The following is a 20,341-nucleotide window of genomic DNA, read 5'->3' as shown; positions in this document are numbered from 1 at the left end:
GGAACAGACCAGGATGAATGAGACTCATCGCCGCCGCGCCCTTGCCGCAGCCGTAGTCGCAGGGATGACCTTCCCGCTGTCGATGTCCGCGGCCGTGGGCAATCCCGAAGAGGCCGAGGAGATCGAGCAGGCCGAGCTCGAGCCCCGCGACGAGGAGCAGCCCGCCCAGTCCGATGACGACCAGGCCGACGACGCCGAGCAGGACGCTCCCGCAGACGAGGCTCCTGAGGAGGGCGCCCCCGAAGATGAGGCTCCCGAGGACTCCGAGGGCGAAGAGGCCCCGGAGGAGGGTGCCCAGGGCGAGGACGCTGAGGAAGCTCCGGAGGAAGAGCAGCAGCCCGAGGACGAGTCGCCGGAAGACGGTGCTCCCGAGGACGAAGCCCCTGAGGATGAGGCTCCTGAGGACGACGCTCCCGAGCAGGACCAGCCTGAGCAGGAGGAGCCCGGCCACCCCGAGGATGAGGGCGATGTCGAGGACTCCCCCGAGCAGGAGGAGCAGCCTGAGGACGATGCACCCGAGGAGGGCGCTCCCGAGGACGAGGCTCCTGAGCAGGAGGAGGAGCGTCCCGAGGAGGACGAGGAAGAGGACCAGGACGAGGACTCCGACGAGGAGGAGAGCCTCTGGAGCGAGCTGCCGGAGTCCTTCGACTACTTCGACGATGAGGACTGGGCGTTCTTCTACAGCAATATGGGCGACCTCTTCGCTGAGGACCGCGAGAACTGGGCCGACCTGGGCACCGGTTCGGGCCAGGTCGACTTCACCGAGGACCACACCGGCTTCTCCGTGGATGAGGCGGAGGACGGCACACCGTACAGTGTGAGCATCATCGGTCCCGACGGCACGCCTTACGGCGACACCTTCTTCGTCGAGAACGGCAAGCTCTCCGTGGACTTCGTCGAGCACTTCGGCCTGGAGCCCGGCGACTACAGCGTGGCCGTGACGAGCTCCTCGATGCCCTTCGACTACGGTGACTTCACCGTCCCGGAGCCTGAGGACGACGACGAGAGTGACGACGAGGGCTCGGAGGACGAGGGCCCCGGCCAGGGTGAGCCCCCGCATGAGGACGGCGAGCACCCGGGCCAGGGCGGCCAGGAGGACGACTTCCCCGAGGACGACGGTCAGGATGACCAGCACCCGGGTGACCAGGACGGCGGCTACCCCGGCGATGATGACCAGGAGCTGCCTGACGAGGAGTACCCCGGCCAGCAGCCGGGCGAGCATGACCCGGGGCAGGACCTGCCCGAGGGTGAGTACCCAGAGGACGGCCAGTCCGGTGAGCAGGGGCCCGGCGAGCAGCCCGAGCAGCCGGGTCAGCAGGATCCGGTCCAGGAGACCCCCGGTCAGGAGCAGCCTGAGCATGAGGCTCCCGGCCAGGAGGAGACCCCGTCCGTGCCCGAGGAGGATGACGAGGACGAGGAGGATGCTGCCCAGGACACCCCTGAGCAGGAGGACTCCGCTCCCACTGAGCCCGGCGAGGCACCCTCTGACCTGGACGCCTCTGAGGACCCAGAGGCCCTCGAGCCCGGCCAGGACCCGGACACTGAGGATGCAGCCGCCCAGGACCCCGCCGCAGGTGAGAGCCTCGAGGACGAGCGTCCCGGACAGGGCGGTCTGGAGGGCGATGTCCCGGCGGAGTCCCTGGAGCCCGGTGAGGATGAGCTCGGCGAGGACGCCCTCGGCTCCGGCCAGGGCGGCATGACCGATATGGGCCTGGAGCCCAACGATCCCCTCGAGGGCGGCCAGCAGGACGCCGCTCAGCAGGAAGAGGATGAGGAGGACGAGGACGAGTCTCCGGCGAACGAGCCGCTGGAGGATGACGAGGCCGAGAACTCCACTCCCGCCGAGCGCGACGAGCAGTCCGAGCTGGCCGAGGAGGACGCCGAGGCCATGTCCGGCTGGGAGCGTGCCTCCAGCAATGTCGGCCTGACCGTGGCCATCGCTGCAGGAGCCACCCTCTTGGGCGGATTCGTGATCTGGTACTTCGGGCGCATGGCGGGCCGCGCTGGGAGCTGATCCCCGCTGAATCCCGCAGGCCGCTTCAGGTCTTGTGGTGCCCGGGCATAATGGTGCCCCGGGAATACTCTGGAGAACGGGTGGGCCCAGACACTCTCTGGGCCCTGAGAGGATCGTGCTTGTGAGCGTCGCCGAACGGACTGTCAGGTTCACCGCAGATGGGGTGCTGACCCTCGACGGCCAGACTGTCCAGATGCCTGAGGGCGTCACGGACCCCTATGAATACTGCCTGAACATCCTGATCCATCAGGCCCATGGCAGCGGGACGTCTGTATCGGTCCAGGCCATCGACGACCCCAGCGGCGAGTCCACGTTCTTCACGGTGATGCCCAACGGCGAGGTGCGCACCCACCAGCAGCCTGCCCACAATCAGCAGGCCCAGCAGCAGAGTCAGCACCAGCAGACGCAGCGGCCCGCGCAGCACAGCGCGGCGCCGCAGCAGTCTGCCCAGCAGCCGTCATCTGCCCGGGCACCACAGGAACAGGCCCACGACGCCGACCGGGAGCCTTCCGCTCCGCCGGCACCTCCGCCGTTCGAGCCTGCCCAGCCTGAGGCTGAGCGGCGCTCTGCTGATCAACACCCGGCTGAACAGAACGGCGCTGAGCAGTACGAGCCGCAGGTGGTGGAACATGCCTCGGCCGCAGCCGATTCGGAGGAGCAGCTCTCCGCCGAGGCCGCCCTTCCCACCAGCTCCGACCAGCCCGCCGAGGTTGAGGACACTGCGGAACCCGAACCATCTGAGGCCGCACAGAGCGCTGACCAGGTCTCTTCGGAGACCCCTGCACAGCAGCCTGCTGAGCAGGAGGCTTCCGCTGCGTCACCTTCGCCTGCCCGGGCAGCTGACACTGAGCAGACATTCGCAGCAGGACACACTCCGGAGGCTGATCAGGGCTCTGCCTCCGAACAGGCCCCTGCCGCAGAGCAGTCGCGGGCTGAGCAGCAGGACAGCCCTGCAGACCCGGCCCCCGCTGAGGCCGCTGCGCCGACGGCCTCTGCAGAGACTGCTCTTCCCGAAGACCTGCAGCACACCCAGCCGCAGGAGAATCTCGGCGAGCAGGCACCTGCCGCTCCCTCCCCTGCCGAGCCGGCTGCCGCTGCGGAGCAGGACCCGCACCGCGCTGCAGAACCGCAGCCTGCGGCGTCGGACCCTGATCTGGAGACCTCACCAACCCCCGAGGCACCGGCCCCCGAATCCACCTTCCCCACCCCTGCCCGGAACCTCCCGCCGGCCGACTTCACCTTCCCCGCCGCTGATGAGCCCCTTCCCGTCCAGCCGGTGGCCGGCCCGCCGCTGGACGCCTACGGCCAGGAACCGGAGCTGGACATGGAGCCCAGCCGCCGCGAGCGCCGGCTGCGCGCCGAGCAGGAGAACTTCCTGGAGCAGGAGCGCGAACCCGACCCGGGCACCTGGGCCAAGACCGTGGAGCTGCTCACCCTCGGGCTCAACAAGGCCGGCCCCTCCGCCGAGGAGCGCGAGCAGCAGGCCCGTGCCCAGCGCATCCGCCGGCGTCTGACCGGCAGCCACAACACCGCTGTCCTGTCTCTGAAGGGTGGGATCGGCAAGACCTCCACCACTGTGGGTGTGGGCCACGCGCTGGCCGAGCACCGCGGTGACATGGTCTGCGCCGTGGACGCCAATCCGGACAGCGGCGACCTCGTGGAGCGCGCCCTGGGCGAGGCCGAGCTGCACAGCCGCAACGGGCTGACCATCGCCGACGTGGTCAACGACGCAGACCAGATCAACAGCCTCACCGGGCTGCAGAACTACCTGGAGATCTCCGACCGTCTCTACGTCCTGGCCGGTGAGCAGGACCCCGAGCTCTCCGACTCGCTCACCGCTCAGGAGTACCGCCGGGTCCAGGACCTGCTCAGCCAGTACTTCGCGGTCACCCTGACAGACTGCGGCACCGGCGTCTCTCACCCGGCCATGGAGGCGGTGCTGGAGCGCGCCGACAACATCGTCATCGCCGCCGGCTACGCCATCTCCGGAGCCGAGCGCGCCCGCCGCGTGCTCACCTGGCTGGACGACCAGGGCTACAGCCACCTGGCCGATGAGGCGATCATCGTGATCACCGATAAGGACACTGTCTCCGACCGGGTCATCCCGGAGAAGATCAACGAGATCCTCGCCGGCCTCTGCCGCGGGCTCTACGTGGTCCCGCATGACCCGGCCGTGGCGGACGGCGACAGCGTCCGGGTCGACCAGCTGAAGCCGGCCACGCTGAAGGCCTACCGCGAGATCGCCGCGGCCATCGTGGACGGCTACCCCAGCCGGGACGGTGAACGGCATGGAGCTTGAACATGATGTACGGCTCCTGGAGTCGGAGAAGGTCCGCCGGCAGCGCCTGACCGATGCTTTCGTCTACGGGACCAACCCGCATGAGCAGATGCACCGGACCAATACGGTCCGGCTCATGTTCAGCATCCTGATCGCGGCGCTGATCGCCGCCGGCTGCGTGGGAGCCTCCTTCATCATGAACATGCTCGAACAGCGCCAGCAGGAGCGCGAGCAGCGGGAGAACCCTGCCGCCGTCGTCGTGGTGGACGACGACGCCGGCGCCGCAGCTGCGCTCCCCGCGCCCCACTCCCCCGCACGCCTGACCACTGCACCCGCTGCGGAAGGAGACCTTCGGTGAGCGAGATCCATGTCTCCATGTCACATATCCGTGTGGTCGCCGAGGATCGCCGGGCCGATCTGCGCGTCCCCACCGCCGCGCCCCTGGTGGACGTCTTCCCCACTGTGCTGGAGCTGCTGGAGATCCCCGCTGAGAGCCAGCGCCGCTTCACCCTGGTCACCGAGTCCAGCAAAGAGCTGGACATGGACGCCTCGCCCCACCAGGCCAAGCTGCGCGACGGCTCCGTGCTCTACCTTCAGGAGACCGAGGCCGTCTCCCCTCCCCCAGAGGTCTACGACGTCACCACGGTGGTGGCCTCGGACCGCGACTCCCACCCGTTGGCCTGGGAGCGCCACCGCGGATGGGTGTCCGCCCTCTGCGCCGCCGTGCTGCTGACCGTGGGCGGGCTGATGAGCATCCACCACTCAGAGACCCGCAACGAGACCATCGGCGTGGGTGTGGCCGCCGCACTGCTGGCCGCCGGCGGCATCATGCTGGGCCGGGCCTTCCCCACCATCTCCCTGTACCTGCTGGGCAGCGCAGTCATCATCGGCGGCGCCCTGAGCTTCGACACCCTTGGAGCCTGGGAGGGCTCGCTGATCGCCGGCGTCGTACTGGCCGCCGCCTTCCTCGGCGCGGCGGTGGCCGGGCACCTGGCCCGCCCGAACATCGTCACCGGATCGCTGCTGCTGGCCCTGCTGGGCTCGATCCATCTGCTGCACACCTCCGGAGTCTCCACCATGCTCTCGGCGGGGATCATCGGAGTGGTGGCCCTCTACCTGATGGGTTCGGCGCCCCGGATGGCCGTGGGGCTCTCCGGGATCGACTCGCTGGACACCTCCAAGCGCAGCGGCGAGCGCATCTCCATGGCCGAGGCCGGCCAGGCCCTGCTGCGCGCCCACGGCAGCGTGGCCGGAATCTACCTGGTCATGGCCCCGGCCATCGGCGTCAGTGCGGCGGTGCTCGCCCATGACACCGAGCAGCGCATCTGGACCTTCCCGCTGTGCCTGGTGCTGACCGTGGCCCTGGCCCTGCGCGCCCAGAGCGTGCCGATGCTGCCCGAACGCCTGGCGATCAGCTTCGCCGCAGTGGGTGCAGTGCTGGGCATCACTTCCGCCGAGCTGAGCGGGGACCACCATCACTGGGCCCTGGCAGCGTTGGTCGGACTGGCCGGCGTCGTGCTGCTGCTGACCTCTGTGAGCTGGAAGGCCACCCAGGGTGCGCAGTTCCGCATCTGGGTGCGCCGCGTGGAGCTGCTCTGCGCGCTGGCCAGCGTGCCCCTGGCCCTGGGCATGACCGGACTCTACGGCGACCTCTTGGACACCTTCTGATGACTGACCAGCACAGGCCACCCTCCTCCGGCTCCGCCCGCGCACTGATGGGCTTCGGCAGCGCCACAGACACAGCGCCCGACGCCGACCCCTCACCTGCCCAGCCCCCGGAGCCCGCCCCGACACCGGCGGCGGCACCGGTGCACCGCACGCTGTCTCCTCAGCGGCTGACCCATGAGATCTACGAGTTCCTCAGCGGATCCAAGCTCTCCCGGGAGCTGCAGACCCACTGGGAGACCATCCGGAAACCCGCCGTGAGCGGACGCCGGGTGGGGCTGCACGGGCTCCACGGCGGCGTCGGGACCACCACGGCCGCCACGCTGCTGGCCCAGGCGCTCTCCTCAGTGCGCGCCGAGCCGGTGCTGATCCTGGACCTGGCAGCCCATCGCTCCACCGCCGCCCAACGTCTGGGCGCTGAGGAGCGCTCCCTGGGCAAGGTGCTCGCCCAGCTGCTGAAGCTGCCGCCCAACTCCAACCCCGAGCGCGCCCGGGAGATCCTGGGCCTGGACCAGGGCGGAGTCAGCTGCCTGAGCCTGGGTCCTGACCAGCGGTTGAAGGAGGATCACTGGCGCCGACTGATGGGGACGCTGTCGCGTTCGGTGCCCTTCACCGTGATCGATCTGGGCAGCGGATATATGACCCCGAACGCCGCCAAGGCCGCCGGGCACTGCCACACCGTCATCTCAGTCTCCGCACCGGGACGTCAGGAGCCCCAGGAGGAGCCGGATGCACATCTGGCCGATCATCTGCAGCCACGCACCCCGGTGCTGAAGCTGCTGTCGAAAAACTCCACCCGGCGGCGTCTGCTCGGCGGTCATGCCGTGACCATGCCCTGGGATCCGCGGGCCGCCCTGGACAGTGAGTGCCGGGCCGAGAAGCTGCGACGCCGCAGCCGCACCGCCCTGCTCAGACTGACCGGCCGTGCCGCGGAGGCGGTGCTGTGACCAGACAGGTCATCCACCGCCCGGCCCGCAGCACCACCCCGCCGAATATGCCTCCGGAGCATACGGTGGCCGAGCCGCCCGCCCTCTCCGGGAACACCGGCATGAACGTGATCATGCTGATCCCCATGCTGGGCGCGGCCGCCTCGGTCACGGTGATGACCATGTTCCGCGGCTCCTCCATGGCCGGCATCGGGGCGATCATGATGGTCACCACGGTGATCGCCGGCATCGCGATGATGGTCTCCCAGCGCGGCAAGTCCGCGCGGAACCGGCAGAACCAGCGCAAGCAGTACATGGACTACCTCAAGCGGCAGCGGACCTCCATGGAGGCCGATGAGGAGCGGCTGCGCGCCGAGCACCACCACGCCTATCCCGACGCCCAGCAGCTGCACCGGATCATCATGGACCCGCTGCGGCTCTGGGAACGCCGGCGCGCGTCCCAGGACGCCTACGCCCCGCGGGTGGGCACCGCCCCGCTGCCGATCAGCGACTTCCGGATCCAGGGCGACGCCGACCAGGTGGAGGCCCCAGACGCCTTCATGCTCAATGAGGCGCATCTGCTCAAGGAGCGCTTCGGCTCCATCCCGAACATGCCCTTCCTGCTGCCGCTGCGGAACGCCGGAGTGATCAGCTGCCTGGGTGACCGCGAGTCCCAGCTGCTGACCGTGCGGAACATGTTGCTGCAGCTGTGCACCACCCACTCCCCCGAGGACCTGATGGTGGTGGTCCTGACCGATCGGGCCCACCAGCAGGACTGGGACTGGGTGAAGTGGCTGCCCCACGCCCAGGGCAAGGACGCGCCGCTGACCTTCACCACCTACTCCTCCCTGGTCCAGACCCTGGCCCCGGAGCGGGAGCGGCGGATGCAGACCGTCATCGAATCCCAACAGTCCTATACCAAGATCCCCGCCGACGCCCACTCCCGGCTGCTGATCATCAGCGACCAGCCCAGCCGCGAGGCGCACTCGGTGTGGGAGGATGCCCCGGCGGATCTGGGCGGCCTGCACACCACCCATATGCACCTGCTGGCCTCCCAGGAGCTGGAGCCCGAGCGGGTGGACATGCGGGTCCGGGCCGAGGACGGGTCCATCCGCGCCTGGTACCAGGGCGCACTCCGCGAGGGCGTGTTGGATACGGTCAGCACCGACTACGCCGAGTCCATCGCCCGGCAGCTGGCCCCGCTGCGGCTCTCCGCCGACAGCCACGAGCACTCGGAGCATAAGCGTATCCAGAGCCTCTCCTCCTCCTGGGGCGTCCCCGGCTTCACCCAGAAGGAGCTGACCTCGGTGTGGGGCAAGCGCGGCACCGCCGACTTCCTGCGGGTCCCGCTGGGCGTGGACGACGATCAGGCCCCGGTCCACCTGGACCTGAAGGAGTCCGCCCAGGGCGGTATGGGACCCCACGGGCTCTGCGTGGGTGCGACCGGCTCCGGAAAGTCCGAGCTGCTGCGCACCCTGGTGCTCGCACTGATGGCCACGCACAGCCCCGAGGACCTGACCTGCATCCTGGTGGACTTCAAGGGCGGCGCCACCTTCGCGCCCTTCAAAGACGCCCCGCAGACCTCCGGTGTGATCACCAACCTGGCCGATGACACCGCCATGGTGGCCCGTATGCACGACAGCCTCCAGGGTGAGCTGATGCGGCGCCAGGAGCGGCTGAAGGAGGCCGGGAACCTGGCCAATATCACCGAGTACCGCAGGCTGCACAAGGCAGGGCAGATCGAGGGCGAACCCATGCCGCATCTGTTCGTGTGCATCGACGAGTTCGGTGAGCTCATGGCCGCCTATAACGACTTCAACGATCTGTTCCAGCAGATCGGCCGCACCGGACGCTCCCTGGGCGTGCACCTGCTGCTCTCCTCCCAGCGCCTGGAGGCCGGTACCCTGCGCGGGCTGGAGAACCACCTGTCCTACCGGATCGCGCTGCGCACCTTCTCCGAGATGGAGTCCCGGACCGCGATCAACCGTCCCGAGGCCTTCAACCTGCCCTCCCAGCCCGGTTGGGGCTACCTGAAGGTGGACACCACCGTGTTCAGGAAGTTCCGCGCCTCCTACGTCTCCGGGCCCATGCCACCCTCCGACGACGACATCGAGGGTGAGGCCGAGGAGCTGGAGGCCGACCAGATCCGCGTGGCGTCCTTCGGGCTGTTCGCCGGGTCCGGAAAGTCGATCCTGGTCGGGGACGGCGCTGGGTCTGAGGATGGTTCTGGTGAGGCTGCCGAGCCGGCGTCGGGAGCTGCTGATCCGGCGTCGGGAAGTGTTGAGAAGGAGCCGGAGAACGATCCGGCCCCGCCAGTGCCCGAGCTGGACGAGCCGATGATGGTGGACACGATGGTCGGCGAGATGGCCCCGATCCCCAGTGCAGTCTCCCCGGTGTGGCTGCCGCCGTTGCCGGACTGGATGAGCTTCGCCCAGGTCGGCTATGAGCTCGAACAGCGCGAGAGCGGCCCGGCGCTGCCCGGAAAGGGTCCGCTGGGACCGGTGGTCGGCGTCCTGGACGACCCGGCCCACCAGTGGCAGGGCCCGTGGCATCTGGACCTGACCAGTCGAGGCGGCCACATCAGCATGCAGGGCGGACCGCAGAGCGGACGCTCCACCGCACTGCGCAGCATCGGTACTGGACTGGCGCTCTGCTGCACGCCGTCCGAGGTGGCGATCTACGGGATAGACCTGACCGGCTCCGCGCTGAAGCCGCTGGAGAACCTGCCACATGTGGGCGGCGTCGCGAGCCGCAAGGAGGCCGAGAAGGCGCGGCGGACCGTGGAGGAGATCCAGCAGATGCTCGATGAGCGCGAGGCGCTCATGGCCCGGCACGGCTGGGACAGCTTCGCCGAGGTGCGCCGGGCGCGCGGCACCGAGGAGATCACCACGGATCTGGGCTGCGACGTGGTGCTGCTGGTGGACGGGTTCATCCGCACCCGCGATGAGCGCGAACCGCTGGAGGCCGGGATGAAGGACATCCTCAGCCGCGGCGCCGCCATGGGCGTGCATGTGATCGTCACCGTGAACCGTCCCGGAGATCTGCGCGCCGATGAGCAGGCCGCCTTCGGCAACTCCATCGAGTTCGCGCTCAACGAGCCGCGCGACTCGCAGATCGACCGCAAGAAGGCCGAGCAGATCACCGGCGACCGGCCCGGGCGCGCGCTGACTCAGGACAAGCTGATCGGGCACTTCGCGCTGCCCAGCCTGGAGCAGGACGCCATGGGCACCGCCGCCGAGCAGACCACGCTGGTCAACAGCCTGGACTTCGGCGAGACCCCGGTCCGGCAGGTCCGCGTGTTGCCCCAGCTGGTGGAGCACACTGCGATGGAGGTGCCGAAGAAGCCCGGCACGGTCTCCCTGGGACTGCGCGACGGCGACCTGCGGCCCGAGGAGCTGGCGCTCACCGGCCGCGACCAGGGCCTGATCATCTACGGCGACACCCAGACCGGACGCACCTCGGTGCTGGAGTCGATCGTGGTCCAGCTGATGCAGCAGTACGATCCGGCGGATATGAAGCTGGCGATCTTCGACCCGCGCCGGCTGCTGGCCGATGTGGCCCCGGAAGAGTTCGTGGGCGGCTATGCGAACAACCAGGAGATGTACGAGCGCATCCGCGGCGGGCTGGCGGCACGATTGGCCGAGCGGCGGACCATGTCGGCCGAGGACCTGGCCGAGGAGCCCCACACCTTCCTGATCGTCGATGACTACGACATCCTCAACGCCGCGATGCCGCGCCCGCTGGAGCCGCTGATGCAGCATGTGCCCAGCGCCCCGGACATCAAGTTCCACGTGGTGCTGGCCCGCCGGTACTCCGGGATCATGCATGACCCGCTCTCCGAGGCGGTGCGTGCGGTGGGCGCGCCCTCGCTGATGCTCTCCGGCGATCCCTCTGAAGGGCCCGTGGTGGGCCGCGTCCGGCCTGAGCTCATGGGCCCGGGTCGCGGCAAGCTCATGCGCCAGGGCCGCAGACCGCGCTACGTGCAGACCTACCTCTCCGAGGGGGCACCGTCCCGGCACATCGATGCCTGATGTGCGGTCAGGTGAGGTGACCGTGCGTGCCTGAGATGAGCCGCCGGCGTCGTACCCTCACCCGCGTTTTACCAACCACTTCTCAGATTACCCCTGCGGATCCGCAGGGGTAATCTGAATCTGCCTTGGTAAAACGGGGGTGCGGTGGGATGGGGCACGGTGCCGTGCGGTGGGTGCGGAACGAGGCTGGGAGAACCCCGGGGCACGCCAAAGATCACCTCTTCATCACAGATCAGCCGGGATCCGCGCCTCCGATGGGACCCGATCGCTCTGGGTTGCTAGGCTGAGCCAGACGTCACGCTGCCCGCAGGGACGGAACGGGCAGCCGCAGGAATACAGGGGATCTTGAGCAGATGAGCCACCACGGATATCCATTCGGCGACGAACAGCCGCCGGGCCAGCCGGGTCCTGCGGGCCCGCCTGCCGGTCCCCCGGCGCCTCCTCATCACGCCCAGCCGCCCCATCCTCACCAACCTCCCTATGCCCAGCCGCCGGCGCCCACCCGGAAGAAGGGCAGTGGACTGGTCTGGGCCGCCTGGGGCACTGCCCTGACCGTCGCACTGGTGGCCGGCGGGATCATCGCCTGGCAGGTCGACGAACAGCTCTACACCACCGAAGCCTCCGCGGAGAACTACTGGGAGGCCCTGCGCTCAGGCAACGGCGCCGAGGCCCTGGGTCACCTGGACTCTGTGCCTGAGGACACCGGCGGCGACGCCGTGCTCCTCGACGGCGACCCCCTCTCCTACAGTGCCTCCCTCATGGAGGGCATGAGCTTCACCGAGGGAGCCGAGAGCGCCTCGGTGACCTTCACCGCTGACGGCGAGGAGTACGAGACCACTCTGCCCGTGGTCGACGCCGGCAACCACTGGCTGATCTTCGACGACTGGAAGGTCGGCTCCCAGGCCTACACCGACCTGGAGGTGGACGTCCCCGGTGCGGAAGCCGCCGGCGTCGGGCAGATCGAGGTCAACGGTGAGCCGGTGAACCTCGAGGACGAGACCGTCACGCTGAGCGCCTTCCTGCCCAGCGTGGTGGAGTTCGGCATCGACAGCCAGTGGCTGGCCGGCACCACCACTGAGGTCCTCCTGCCGGAGGAGGACGACGACGCCGACGCCGAGCCCGCCGCTCAGGAGCTCACCCTGGAGCTGGAGGCCTCCGAGGAGGCCGAGGAGCTCCTGCACAGCGAGGTCGAGACCTTCCTGCAGGAGTGCGCCGAGCAGGAGGTGCTCATGCCCTCGGGCTGCCCGATGGGCATCGAGACCCCGCACCAGGTGGACTCGGACACGATCAGCTGGGACATGCCTGATGCCGCCGACACCTCGCTGAGCTTCGACTCCGACGGCTGGGAGGTCTCGGGTCTGGACATGACCGCCACGGTCACCTTCGAGGCCCTGGACCACCACGACGGTGAGGAGCTCGACGAGAGCCACGACGTCCCGTTCCGGCTGGACGTGCAGGTCGGTGCCGACGGCGAGGAACTCATCATCTCCGTTGCAGGTGAATGACATCGGTGAGTGAGGCAGCCCCACCGCGCGACCCCGCCGAGTCGCGGTCCCCGGTGGACCCGGTCATCCTGGAGACCTATGGGCTCAATGCTGTCCAGGTGGCCGAACGGCAGCGTCTCGACCTGGACAACGTCCAGCCGCACACCACCTCGCGGTCCATCGCGGAGATCCTCCGCACCCACCTGATGACGCTGTTCAACCTGATCATCGGCGTCTGCGCGCTGGTGATCATCATCCTGGGCCGCTGGCTGGACCTGCTCTTCGCCGTGGCCGCAGTGGCAAACGTGATCATCGGCCTGGTCCAGGAGTACAGCGCCAAGCGCAAGCTGGACGCCATCGCGCTGCTGCATCAGGACCACATCCGGGTGCTGCGCGACGGAACCCTGATGAGCATCCACCGCGAGCAGATCGTGCTGGACGATGTGGTGGAGCTGCGCCGCGGAGACCAGATCCCCGCCGACGGCATCGTCATCTCCTCCCGCGGGCTGGATGTGGACGAATCCATCCTCACCGGTGAGGCGGAACCGGTGCCCAAGCGCCGCGACGACTACATCCTCTCCGGCACGGCCGTGCTGGCCGGCACCGGGCGCTTTGTGGTGACCGCCGTGGGCGAGAAGGCCCATGCGGTGAAGATCGCCACCGAGTCCAAGCGGTACCAGAAGATCAACTCCGAACTGCGCCGGGCCCTGGAGAAGGTGGCCTTCTGGCTGTCCATGGCGCTGCTGCCGATCACCGCTGTGGTCTTCAACGGCCAGATGCAGGCCCACGGCGGCTGGTCCGAGGCCATCTCCCAGGGCTGGAGCGACGGCGCCTGGCGAGACGCCATGGTCACCGCCGTCTCCTCGGTGACCGCAATGATCCCCGCCGGCCTGGCCCTGATGACCACCATCGCCTTCGCAGTGGCCGCGGTGAAGCTGGCCCAGACCCATGTGCTCATCCAGGAGCAGCCCGCCGTGGAGATCCTGGCGCGGGTGGATGTGGTCTGCTTCGACAAGACCGGCACCCTGACCGACGGCACCATCGCCTTCCACAGTGCGGCCCCGCTGGACCGCCGCGGACTGCCCACCACCTGGGGCCAGGACCCCAGCTCCACCGCCATCGCCGGCACCGAGCCCTGGCAGCAGGTGCTGGCCTGGTTCGGCAACGATGAGCTGGCCAACCCGACGGCGGCGGCGCTGCAGGTGCCCTTCAACGCGCTGCCCCGCCACCACGCCGCCTTCCAGGTGCAGTTCTCCTCGGCCCGGCGCTGGTCTGCGGTGACATTCGCCGACGACGCCGGCGATCTGGCCGGACACTGGGTGCTCGGCGCCCCGGAGATCCTGCTGGACCCGGTGGTGGCCGGCGGCATCGAGGCAGAACAGCTCTTCGCCCACACCGATGCGATCGCCGCCCAGGGGCTGCGGACCATGGTGCTGGCCCGGGCTCCGCTCTATGAGACGGTGGTGGACGGCGCCTCCGGGCCGCTGGGCCGCGGCGAGCGCCTGCCCAACGACCTCTACCCGGTGGCGCTGCTGACCTTCAAGGAGAACGTCCGCTCCGACGCTAAGCAGACCCTGGAGTACTTCCACAGCCAGAACGTGGGGCTGAAGGTGATCTCCGGGGACCACCCGCGCACCGTGGCCGCGGTGGCCCGCGAGGTGGGGATGCACGTGGAGGGCGACGGCGTCGACGCCTCCCGCCTTCCGCAGGATCCGGAGGCGCTGCGTTCGGTGATGGCCACCCATTCGGTCTTCGGGCGCGTGACCCCGGAGCAGAAGCGGGCCATGGTGGATGCGCTCAAGGCCAATGGGCATGTGGTGGCGATGACCGGCGACGGCATCAACGACGCCCTGGCGCTGAAGAAGGCCGACCTGGGCATCGCCATGGGCAACGGCGCCCCGGCCACCAAGGCGGTCTCCCGGATGGTGCTGCTGGACGGGAAGTTCGACCGGCTGCCCGATGTCCTGGACGAGGGCCGGAAGGTCATCGCCAACACCGAGCGTGTGGCCCACCTGTTCCTGACCAAGACCGCCTATGCGGTGCTGCTGGGACTCTTCTACGCGCTGCTGTTCTGGGAGTTCCCTTTCCTGCCGCGTCAGTTCTCCACAGTGGACTTCCTGATGCTGGGCTGTCCGGCGTTCTTCCTGGCGCTGATGCCCAACACCCGCCGCTACCGGCCCGGGTTCCTGCGACGATCGGTGCTCTTCTCCATCCCCGCCTCGCTGGCGATATGCCTGGCGGTGATCCCGGTGAGCTTCTTCGGGCGGCTCTTCGGAGACGCCCCGGCAGGGATCCAGACCGCGGCCACACTGTGCCTGACCGTCGTCGGGCTGTGGGTGCTCAATGTGGCCCTGCGCCCGCTGACCCTGCCGCGGATCGTGCTGATCAGCTCGATGTATGTGCTGCTGGCGCTGGTGCTGCTGGTGCCGATCTCCCAGCAGTACCACCTCTTCGCGATGCCGAGTGCCGAACTGCTGGCGGCCACCTTCGTGGCGGCCGTACTGGGCAGCGGCCTGGTGGAGCTGGGCTGGCGCTTCTACGCCGCCAAGGTGGAGACCCCCTCAGCTTCCGCTGCCTCTACCGCCGCCCCAGCTCGTGGGTGATCAGAGGCCGGGCCAGCCGTTGGCTCGCAGGGCGGCAAAGACTTTGCACACAGCCCGCCATCCGCCGTCGACCATATCCCGCCGAGTGACCCGCACCTCTGTCCAGCCCAGAGCCGCAGCCTTATCCGGCTCTTCGCATTTGAGGGTGTAGAGGCAGGGACGGGGAGCAGCGGCGTGGCGGTGGCTGGATAGAGGTCGAGGCCTTTTCGAAGATGGAGGTTCCTACGCCTTCCACTCGAAAGACCTCGACATGCCCAAGCCTACTTTCACCTGTCCTGACCTCAACCCTTTCTGCCTGCTCGACCAGCTCGGACTCGTCGTCACCGGCCAGCAGATCCGCCGCGACGGCTCGATCCTTGAATGCCGTCTCACCCAGGATGATCCATGGTGTCGAGACTGCGGCGGTGAAGGGACTCCTCGGGGCACGGTGGTGCGGAAGTTGGCGCATCTGCCACTGGGGTGGCGGCCCACCACCCTCTGGGTCAGAGTCCGCCGGTACCGATGCGCCGACTGTGCCAGGGCCTGGCGGCAAGATACATCCCAGGCTGCGGCCCCGCGATCGAAGCTGTCTCGGCATGCGGTGCTGTGGGCGCTGAAATCAGTGGTGATCGACAGGATGTCCATCGCCCGGGTTGCTGCCGCCCTGGCCAGTTCATGGCATACCGTCAACGACGCGGTGCTGGCCACTGGCAGGGACCTGCTGATCGAAGATCCCCACCGGTTCGACGGTGTGGCCGTCATCGGAGTCGATGAGCACTGCTGGCGCCACACCGGCAGGGGTTCTCACTACGTCACCGTGGTCATCGACCTGACCCCGGTCCGCGCCGGCACCGGGCCTGCCCGGCTACTGGACAAGGTGCCGGGCCGGTCCAAGGCTGTGTTCACCACCTGGATCGACGCCCAAAACGAGGACTTCCGCAACGGCATCGAGGTCGTGGCAATGGACGGGTTCACCGGGTTCAAGACCGCCACCGCCGAAGAACTCCCCGACGCCGTGGCGGTGATGGACCCTTTCCACGTGGTCGCCCTGCCCGGCGACGCGCTGGACCAGACCAGACAACGGGTTCAACCAGAGACCACCGGCCACCGCGGCCGCACCGGTGACCCCCTCTAAGGGGCACGGAAGACCCTGCGCACCGGAGTCGATCTGCTCACCACGCGCCAGGACCACAAGCTTCAGCGCGTATTCGCTGCTGATGAGCACGTCGAAGTCGAGGCCACCTGGAGTGTGTATCAGAAGATCGTCGCCGCCTACCGCCACCCTTCTAAGAAGGACGGCAAGCAGATGCTCCAAGAGGTCATCGCCGCTCTGCGCCGCGGAGTCCCGGCCAAGCTGACCGAGCTGAAGAAGCTGGGCCGGACCCTGAACAAGCGGGCCGGCGACATCCTGGCCTACTTCGAAAGGCCCGGCACATCCAATGGACCCACCGAGGCGATCAACGGCCACCTCGAACACCTCCGCGGCACTGCCCTGGGATGCCGGAACCTGACTAACTACATCACCCGAGCGCTGCTGGACACTGGAGGATTCAGACCCCTGCTACACCCGCATCTGCAATGAGCCGCTAATCCGCGCGGGCGACATCACGCTCCACCTGATCAGGACGCGAATGGTGCTATGTCGGCATCGATCACCGCCTGCTCCAGGGACTGGCCCACCGCACGGTCCACCCAGGTGCGCGCCGCGGCCACCGCGTCGCACCTGAGCCAGACTCAGCCCGCTGTCGAAGAGCTGGCGACGCCGCACACCCGCCTCGGGCACGAAGGGTGGGGAGTCGGCGTCGGGCGTCTGTGGGCAGAGGTTCTTCCACCTCCCCATCCCAGCGCATCGGGCCGACTCGCGGGAACGAAGATCAAAATCTGTGGATAACCTCCCTGCCCCAGCCCCTGGGGGATCAGAGAAACCCATGAAAACCCACTTTTCCACCCCTTTTGGGACAGAAAAGTGGGTTTTATCGATCACCCACGCGAAAGGGAGGAGAGCAGGAGGTCGAAGAAGCGGGTGCGGTCGGCGTTCAGGGCCACTCGGGCGTTGGGATTCTGACTGCTGCGGCCGCGCAGGTCCATGATGGTCCGGCCGAAGGAGGCACCTGGGGCGATCTCCGCTGCGACGTGCATCCGGTGCAGCTCCAGCACCTCGGGATCCAACAGATAGGCGATGCACAGGGCATCATGGACCGCCGCCAGCTCATCGGCCTGATCGCATCGCCGAGCTCACGGGTCTGGATCCGCATTCCCTGGAGGATCAGCTCTCGCTGGTGCTGGCCGTGCGCGGAAGCTCATCCCTGGGTCCTGACGGCCGATCACGCCCCTGAGACTCAGCTCCTCAGCCCAACCCCAGCTCACTGCTCCAGGGGCTCTCCGGCCTGTGCGCGGCGGTAGCCCTCGGCCAGGGTCTCGTCGGTGCCCAGGCGGAACATATCTCCCGGCCCGGTCCGCACCATGGTCCGGGCACCCGGGCTCGGCAGCTCATCGCGCACCACCAGATGGCCTGCCCCGCGGATCACGGCCACCGGCCGGCCGCCTTGCCTTTGACCAGGTCTCCCATGGCGGCGAGCTCATCGGCCACGGCGATCTGCGGGGCCTCCAGCGGCCGTCCGTGCCCGTCGATGCCGCCGCGGTGATCGTGCAGCACCCGCACCCCGGCCGCACCGATGGCCAGATCGGTCTGCCCCATCCGCCAGGCTCTACCCAGTGTGTCCGAGACGATCACACCCAGCCCGACGCCGAACCGGCGGCTCAGCGCGGCCCGGATCGCCTCCGCTGAGGCGTCCGGGTCCTCGGGCAGCAGCACCGTCCCCTCGGCCGTATTGCTGGCGTCCACACCGGCCGCGGCCCCGACGATGCCCAGCCGGTTCTCCACGATCCGGGTCATCTCGGGCCCCTCGGCCCGCGGTCTGCTGGCCACCACCCGCACCGTCTCCTGGGTGATGGTCTCCTCGCGGTCCTCAGCCCGGATGATCCGGCCCTCCGCCTTGGGAGGATCTTGCTGGTGATCACCAGGACATCCCCCTCCTGCGGCTCCCGCTCGGGGCGGGCCTCGGCATGCTCGGCCAGGGCGTCCCCGAGCAGCGCGGCGAGCTCGTCACCGGGGCTGATCTCAGGGGTCCCGGGCAGAGTCCAGGCGGAGAGCCCGGCATCGTCGGCGTGATGATCCATCGCTCAGCCGTCGGCCACAGATTCATCGGCGAGGGTCAGCACCTCGTCCAGCACGTCCAGGCCGAACTCCAGCTCCTCGGCGGTCACGCTCAGCGGCGGGCAGATGTGGAAGCGGTTCATGTTCATGAACGGCAGCACCCCGCGGCGCTTGGCCTCAGCCACCATCTGGTTCATCACCGGCGCGGTCTGCCCGTAGGGCGCCAGCGGCTCACGCGTGGTCTGGTCACGCACCAGCTCCACCGCCCAGAACAGCCCGACGCCGCGCACATCGCCCACGCTGGGGTGCTTATCCTTGATCTCCTCCAGCCGGGGTGCCACCACCTCCGCGCCCAGGCGCAGGGCGTTCTCCACCATCTGCTCATCCTTCATGGCGTTGATGCCGGCCACCGCCGCCGCAGCGGCCAGCGGATGCCCCGAATAGGTCAGACCGCCCGGGTAGACCTGCTGAGCGAAGGTCCCATAGATCGCATCATCCATGGCCACACCGCCCATAGGCACGTAGCCGGAGTTCACGCCCTTGGCGAAGGTGACGATATCCGGCTCCACATCGAAGTGCTGGTGGGCGAACCACATGCCGGAACGTCCGAAGCCGGCCATGACCTCGTCCATGATCAGCACGATCCCGAACTCGTCGCAGAGCTCGCGGATCCCCTGCATATACCCCTCCGGGGGCAGGTAGATGCCGGCAGTGCCGGGGATGGCCTCCAGGATGATCGCGGCCACCTGCCCGGGGCCCTCCAGGACCACCATGTCGCGCAGATGCTGCAGCGCGCGTTCGCCCTCCTCCTTCTCACTCCAGGACTCGTCCTGCGGGCCGAAGTAGGAGCGGTAGTGGTAGGCGGGCAGGAAATGGACCACGCCGGCGTCGTCGTCGTTGGGGATCCTGCGCGGGTCACCGGTGATGTTGACCGCCAGCTGGGAGCCGCCGTGGTACGAGCGGTAGGCGGAGAAGACCTTGCGCCGGCCGGTGTGCAGCCGGGCCATCCGGACCGCATGCTCGTTGGCATCGGCCCCGCCGCCGGTGAAGAAGACGTGGTTGATGTCTGCCGGCAGCAGCTCGGTGATCAGCCGGGCCGCCTCTGAGCGTGCGTCGTTGACGTGCTGCGGGGCCACTGTGCACAGCGCCTCCGCCTGGTCCTTCACCGCCTGGACGATCTTGGGATGCTGATGCCCGGCGTTGGTGTAGATCAGCTGGGAGGTCAGGTCCAGCAGCCGGTTGCCCTCCCCGTCCCAGATCCAGGAGCCCTCGGCGTCGAGCACCGTCATCGGGTCCAGGGGCTCCTGGGCGCTCCAGGAGTGGAAGACATGGGCGCGGTCCAGCTCATAGGCGCGGCGGCCGGCGTCGATCTGCTCGGCGGTGAACTCGCGTTCCGGGAAGGTCTCGGTCATCTCAGATCCCCTTTCGGATGACTTTGTGCTTGGCAGCCTCGGCCACCGGCCGGACGATGATCTGGTCCAGGTTCACATGATGCGGCAGCGTCACCGCCGAGGCGATGACCTCGGCCACATCCTCCGCCAGAAGCGGCTTCTCGATGCCGGCATAGACCTTCTCCGCGGCGGCGGTGTCCCCGCCGAAGCGCTTGGCGGAGAACTCCTCCGTCTTGACCATACCCGGGGCCACCTCGACCACGCGGATGTTGTTCTCGGCCTCCTCCAGGCGCAGCGCCCAGGTCAGGCCGTGCTCGCCGAACTTCGCGGCGTTATAGCCCGCACCGCCCTCATAGGCCACGAGGCCGGCGGTGGAGGTCAGGTTCAGGATGGTTCCCTCCCCATGATCGCGCAGCATGGGCAGGAAGGCCTGGATCATGGTCACCGGGCCCAGCACGTTGACCTCGTACATCCAGCGCCAGTCGTCGATGTCGCCGTCGGCCACCCAGTCCATGCCGATGGCGCCGCCGGCGTTGTTGATCAGAGTGTCGATCCCGCCCTCGGCGCGGATCTTCTCGGCTGCGGCGGAGACCTGCTGCGGGTCGGTCACATCGCAGACCAGGGGGATGATGCCCTCGTTCTCGGCGAGCTCCTCCAGCTTCTCCGCGCGGCGGGCGACGGCGTATACGCGCCACCCCTCCGTGGCGAGCCTGCGGGCGGTCGCCGCGCCGATTCCTGATGATGCTCCGGTCACCAATGCTGTGCGTGTCTGAGTCATTCTGAGATCTTCGCGGGGCTGACCTGCAGGAAGAA

At 68.5% G+C, this 20,341-nt stretch carries 13 protein-coding genes and 1 pseudogene; 9 read left to right on the top strand and 5 right to left on the bottom strand.

The annotated features are described in order from the left end of the window. Positions 1-13: 13 nt before the first annotated feature. The 9 genes and pseudogenes from IEW85_RS02220 to IEW85_RS02180 all read left to right on the top strand — a co-directional run bounded on the left by IEW85_RS02220 (position 14) and on the right by IEW85_RS02180 (position 16,562). Complete coding sequence (locus IEW85_RS02220) at positions 14-2,014, top strand: hypothetical protein (protein WP_188682431.1); 2,001 nt, start codon at positions 14-16, stop codon at positions 2,012-2,014. A gap of 121 nt (positions 2,015-2,135) precedes the next feature. Next, entirely contained in the window at positions 2,136-4,313 is a 2,178-nt protein-coding gene (locus tag IEW85_RS14265; protein WP_229658718.1) for a MinD/ParA family ATP-binding protein, read from the top strand. Beyond that, entirely contained in the window at positions 4,303-4,650 is a 348-nt protein-coding gene (locus tag IEW85_RS02210; protein ID WP_188682429.1) for a hypothetical protein, read from the top strand. Before IEW85_RS14265 ends, IEW85_RS02210 begins: the two co-directional genes overlap by 11 nt. Then, the gene (gene eccD / locus IEW85_RS02205) at positions 4,647-5,960 is read left to right on the top strand and encodes a type VII secretion integral membrane protein EccD (RefSeq protein WP_188682427.1); all 1,314 of its coding nucleotides are present in this window, start codon (positions 4,647-4,649) and stop codon (positions 5,958-5,960) included. The genes IEW85_RS02210 and eccD overlap by 4 nt, the downstream gene beginning before the upstream one ends. Further along, positions 5,960-6,904 (top strand): MinD/ParA family ATP-binding protein, encoded by a 945-nt coding sequence (locus IEW85_RS02200; protein WP_188682425.1) that lies wholly within the window; start codon positions 5,960-5,962, stop codon positions 6,902-6,904. Before eccD ends, IEW85_RS02200 begins: the two co-directional genes overlap by 1 nt. Further along, the gene (gene eccCa / locus IEW85_RS02195; protein WP_188682423.1) at positions 6,901-10,914 is read left to right on the top strand and encodes a type VII secretion protein EccCa; all 4,014 of its coding nucleotides are present in this window, start codon (positions 6,901-6,903) and stop codon (positions 10,912-10,914) included. Before IEW85_RS02200 ends, eccCa begins: the two co-directional genes overlap by 4 nt. A gap of 353 nt (positions 10,915-11,267) precedes the next feature. Further along, positions 11,268-12,419, top strand: a complete 1,152-nt coding sequence (locus IEW85_RS02190) for a zinc ribbon domain-containing protein (RefSeq protein WP_188682421.1) — start codon at positions 11,268-11,270, stop codon at positions 12,417-12,419. After that, a complete protein-coding gene (locus tag IEW85_RS02185; protein ID WP_188682419.1) occupies positions 12,416-15,001 on the top strand; it encodes an HAD-IC family P-type ATPase in 2,586 nt (861 codons plus the stop codon). Before IEW85_RS02190 ends, IEW85_RS02185 begins: the two co-directional genes overlap by 4 nt. A 250-nt stretch (positions 15,002-15,251) precedes the next feature. Then, positions 15,252-16,562, top strand: a pseudogene (locus tag IEW85_RS02180) (ISL3 family transposase). Positions 16,563-16,960: 398 nt separating this feature from the next. Here the strand turns inward: IEW85_RS02180 and IEW85_RS02175 are convergent. The 5 genes from IEW85_RS02175 to IEW85_RS02160 form a co-directional block, all read right to left on the bottom strand. Then, complete coding sequence (locus IEW85_RS02175) at positions 16,961-17,188, bottom strand: nucleoside hydrolase (protein WP_188682517.1); 228 nt, start codon at positions 17,186-17,188, stop codon at positions 16,961-16,963. Positions 17,189-17,343: 155 nt separating this feature from the next. Continuing rightward, positions 17,344-17,514 (bottom strand): hypothetical protein, encoded by a 171-nt coding sequence (locus tag IEW85_RS14620; RefSeq protein WP_308420856.1) that lies wholly within the window; start codon positions 17,512-17,514, stop codon positions 17,344-17,346. Then, on the bottom strand, positions 17,505-17,909 hold the full coding sequence (locus tag IEW85_RS14615; RefSeq protein WP_308420855.1) for a coenzyme F420-0:L-glutamate ligase: 405 nt from the start codon (positions 17,907-17,909) through the stop codon (positions 17,505-17,507). The genes IEW85_RS14620 and IEW85_RS14615 overlap by 10 nt, the downstream gene beginning before the upstream one ends. Positions 17,910-18,163: 254 nt before the next feature. After that, on the bottom strand, positions 18,164-19,549 hold the full coding sequence (locus IEW85_RS02165) for an aspartate aminotransferase family protein (protein ID WP_188682417.1): 1,386 nt from the start codon (positions 19,547-19,549) through the stop codon (positions 18,164-18,166). 1 nt (position 19,550) lies between these two features. Continuing rightward, positions 19,551-20,306, bottom strand: a complete 756-nt coding sequence (locus tag IEW85_RS02160) for an SDR family oxidoreductase (protein WP_188682415.1) — start codon at positions 20,304-20,306, stop codon at positions 19,551-19,553. Positions 20,307-20,341 lie beyond the last annotated feature (35 nt).

It is taken from the genome of Nesterenkonia cremea (assembly GCF_014642675.1).
GTDB lineage: Bacteria > Actinomycetota > Actinomycetes > Actinomycetales > Micrococcaceae > Nesterenkonia > Nesterenkonia cremea.
This window is presented reverse-complemented; position numbering and strand designations above follow the sequence as displayed.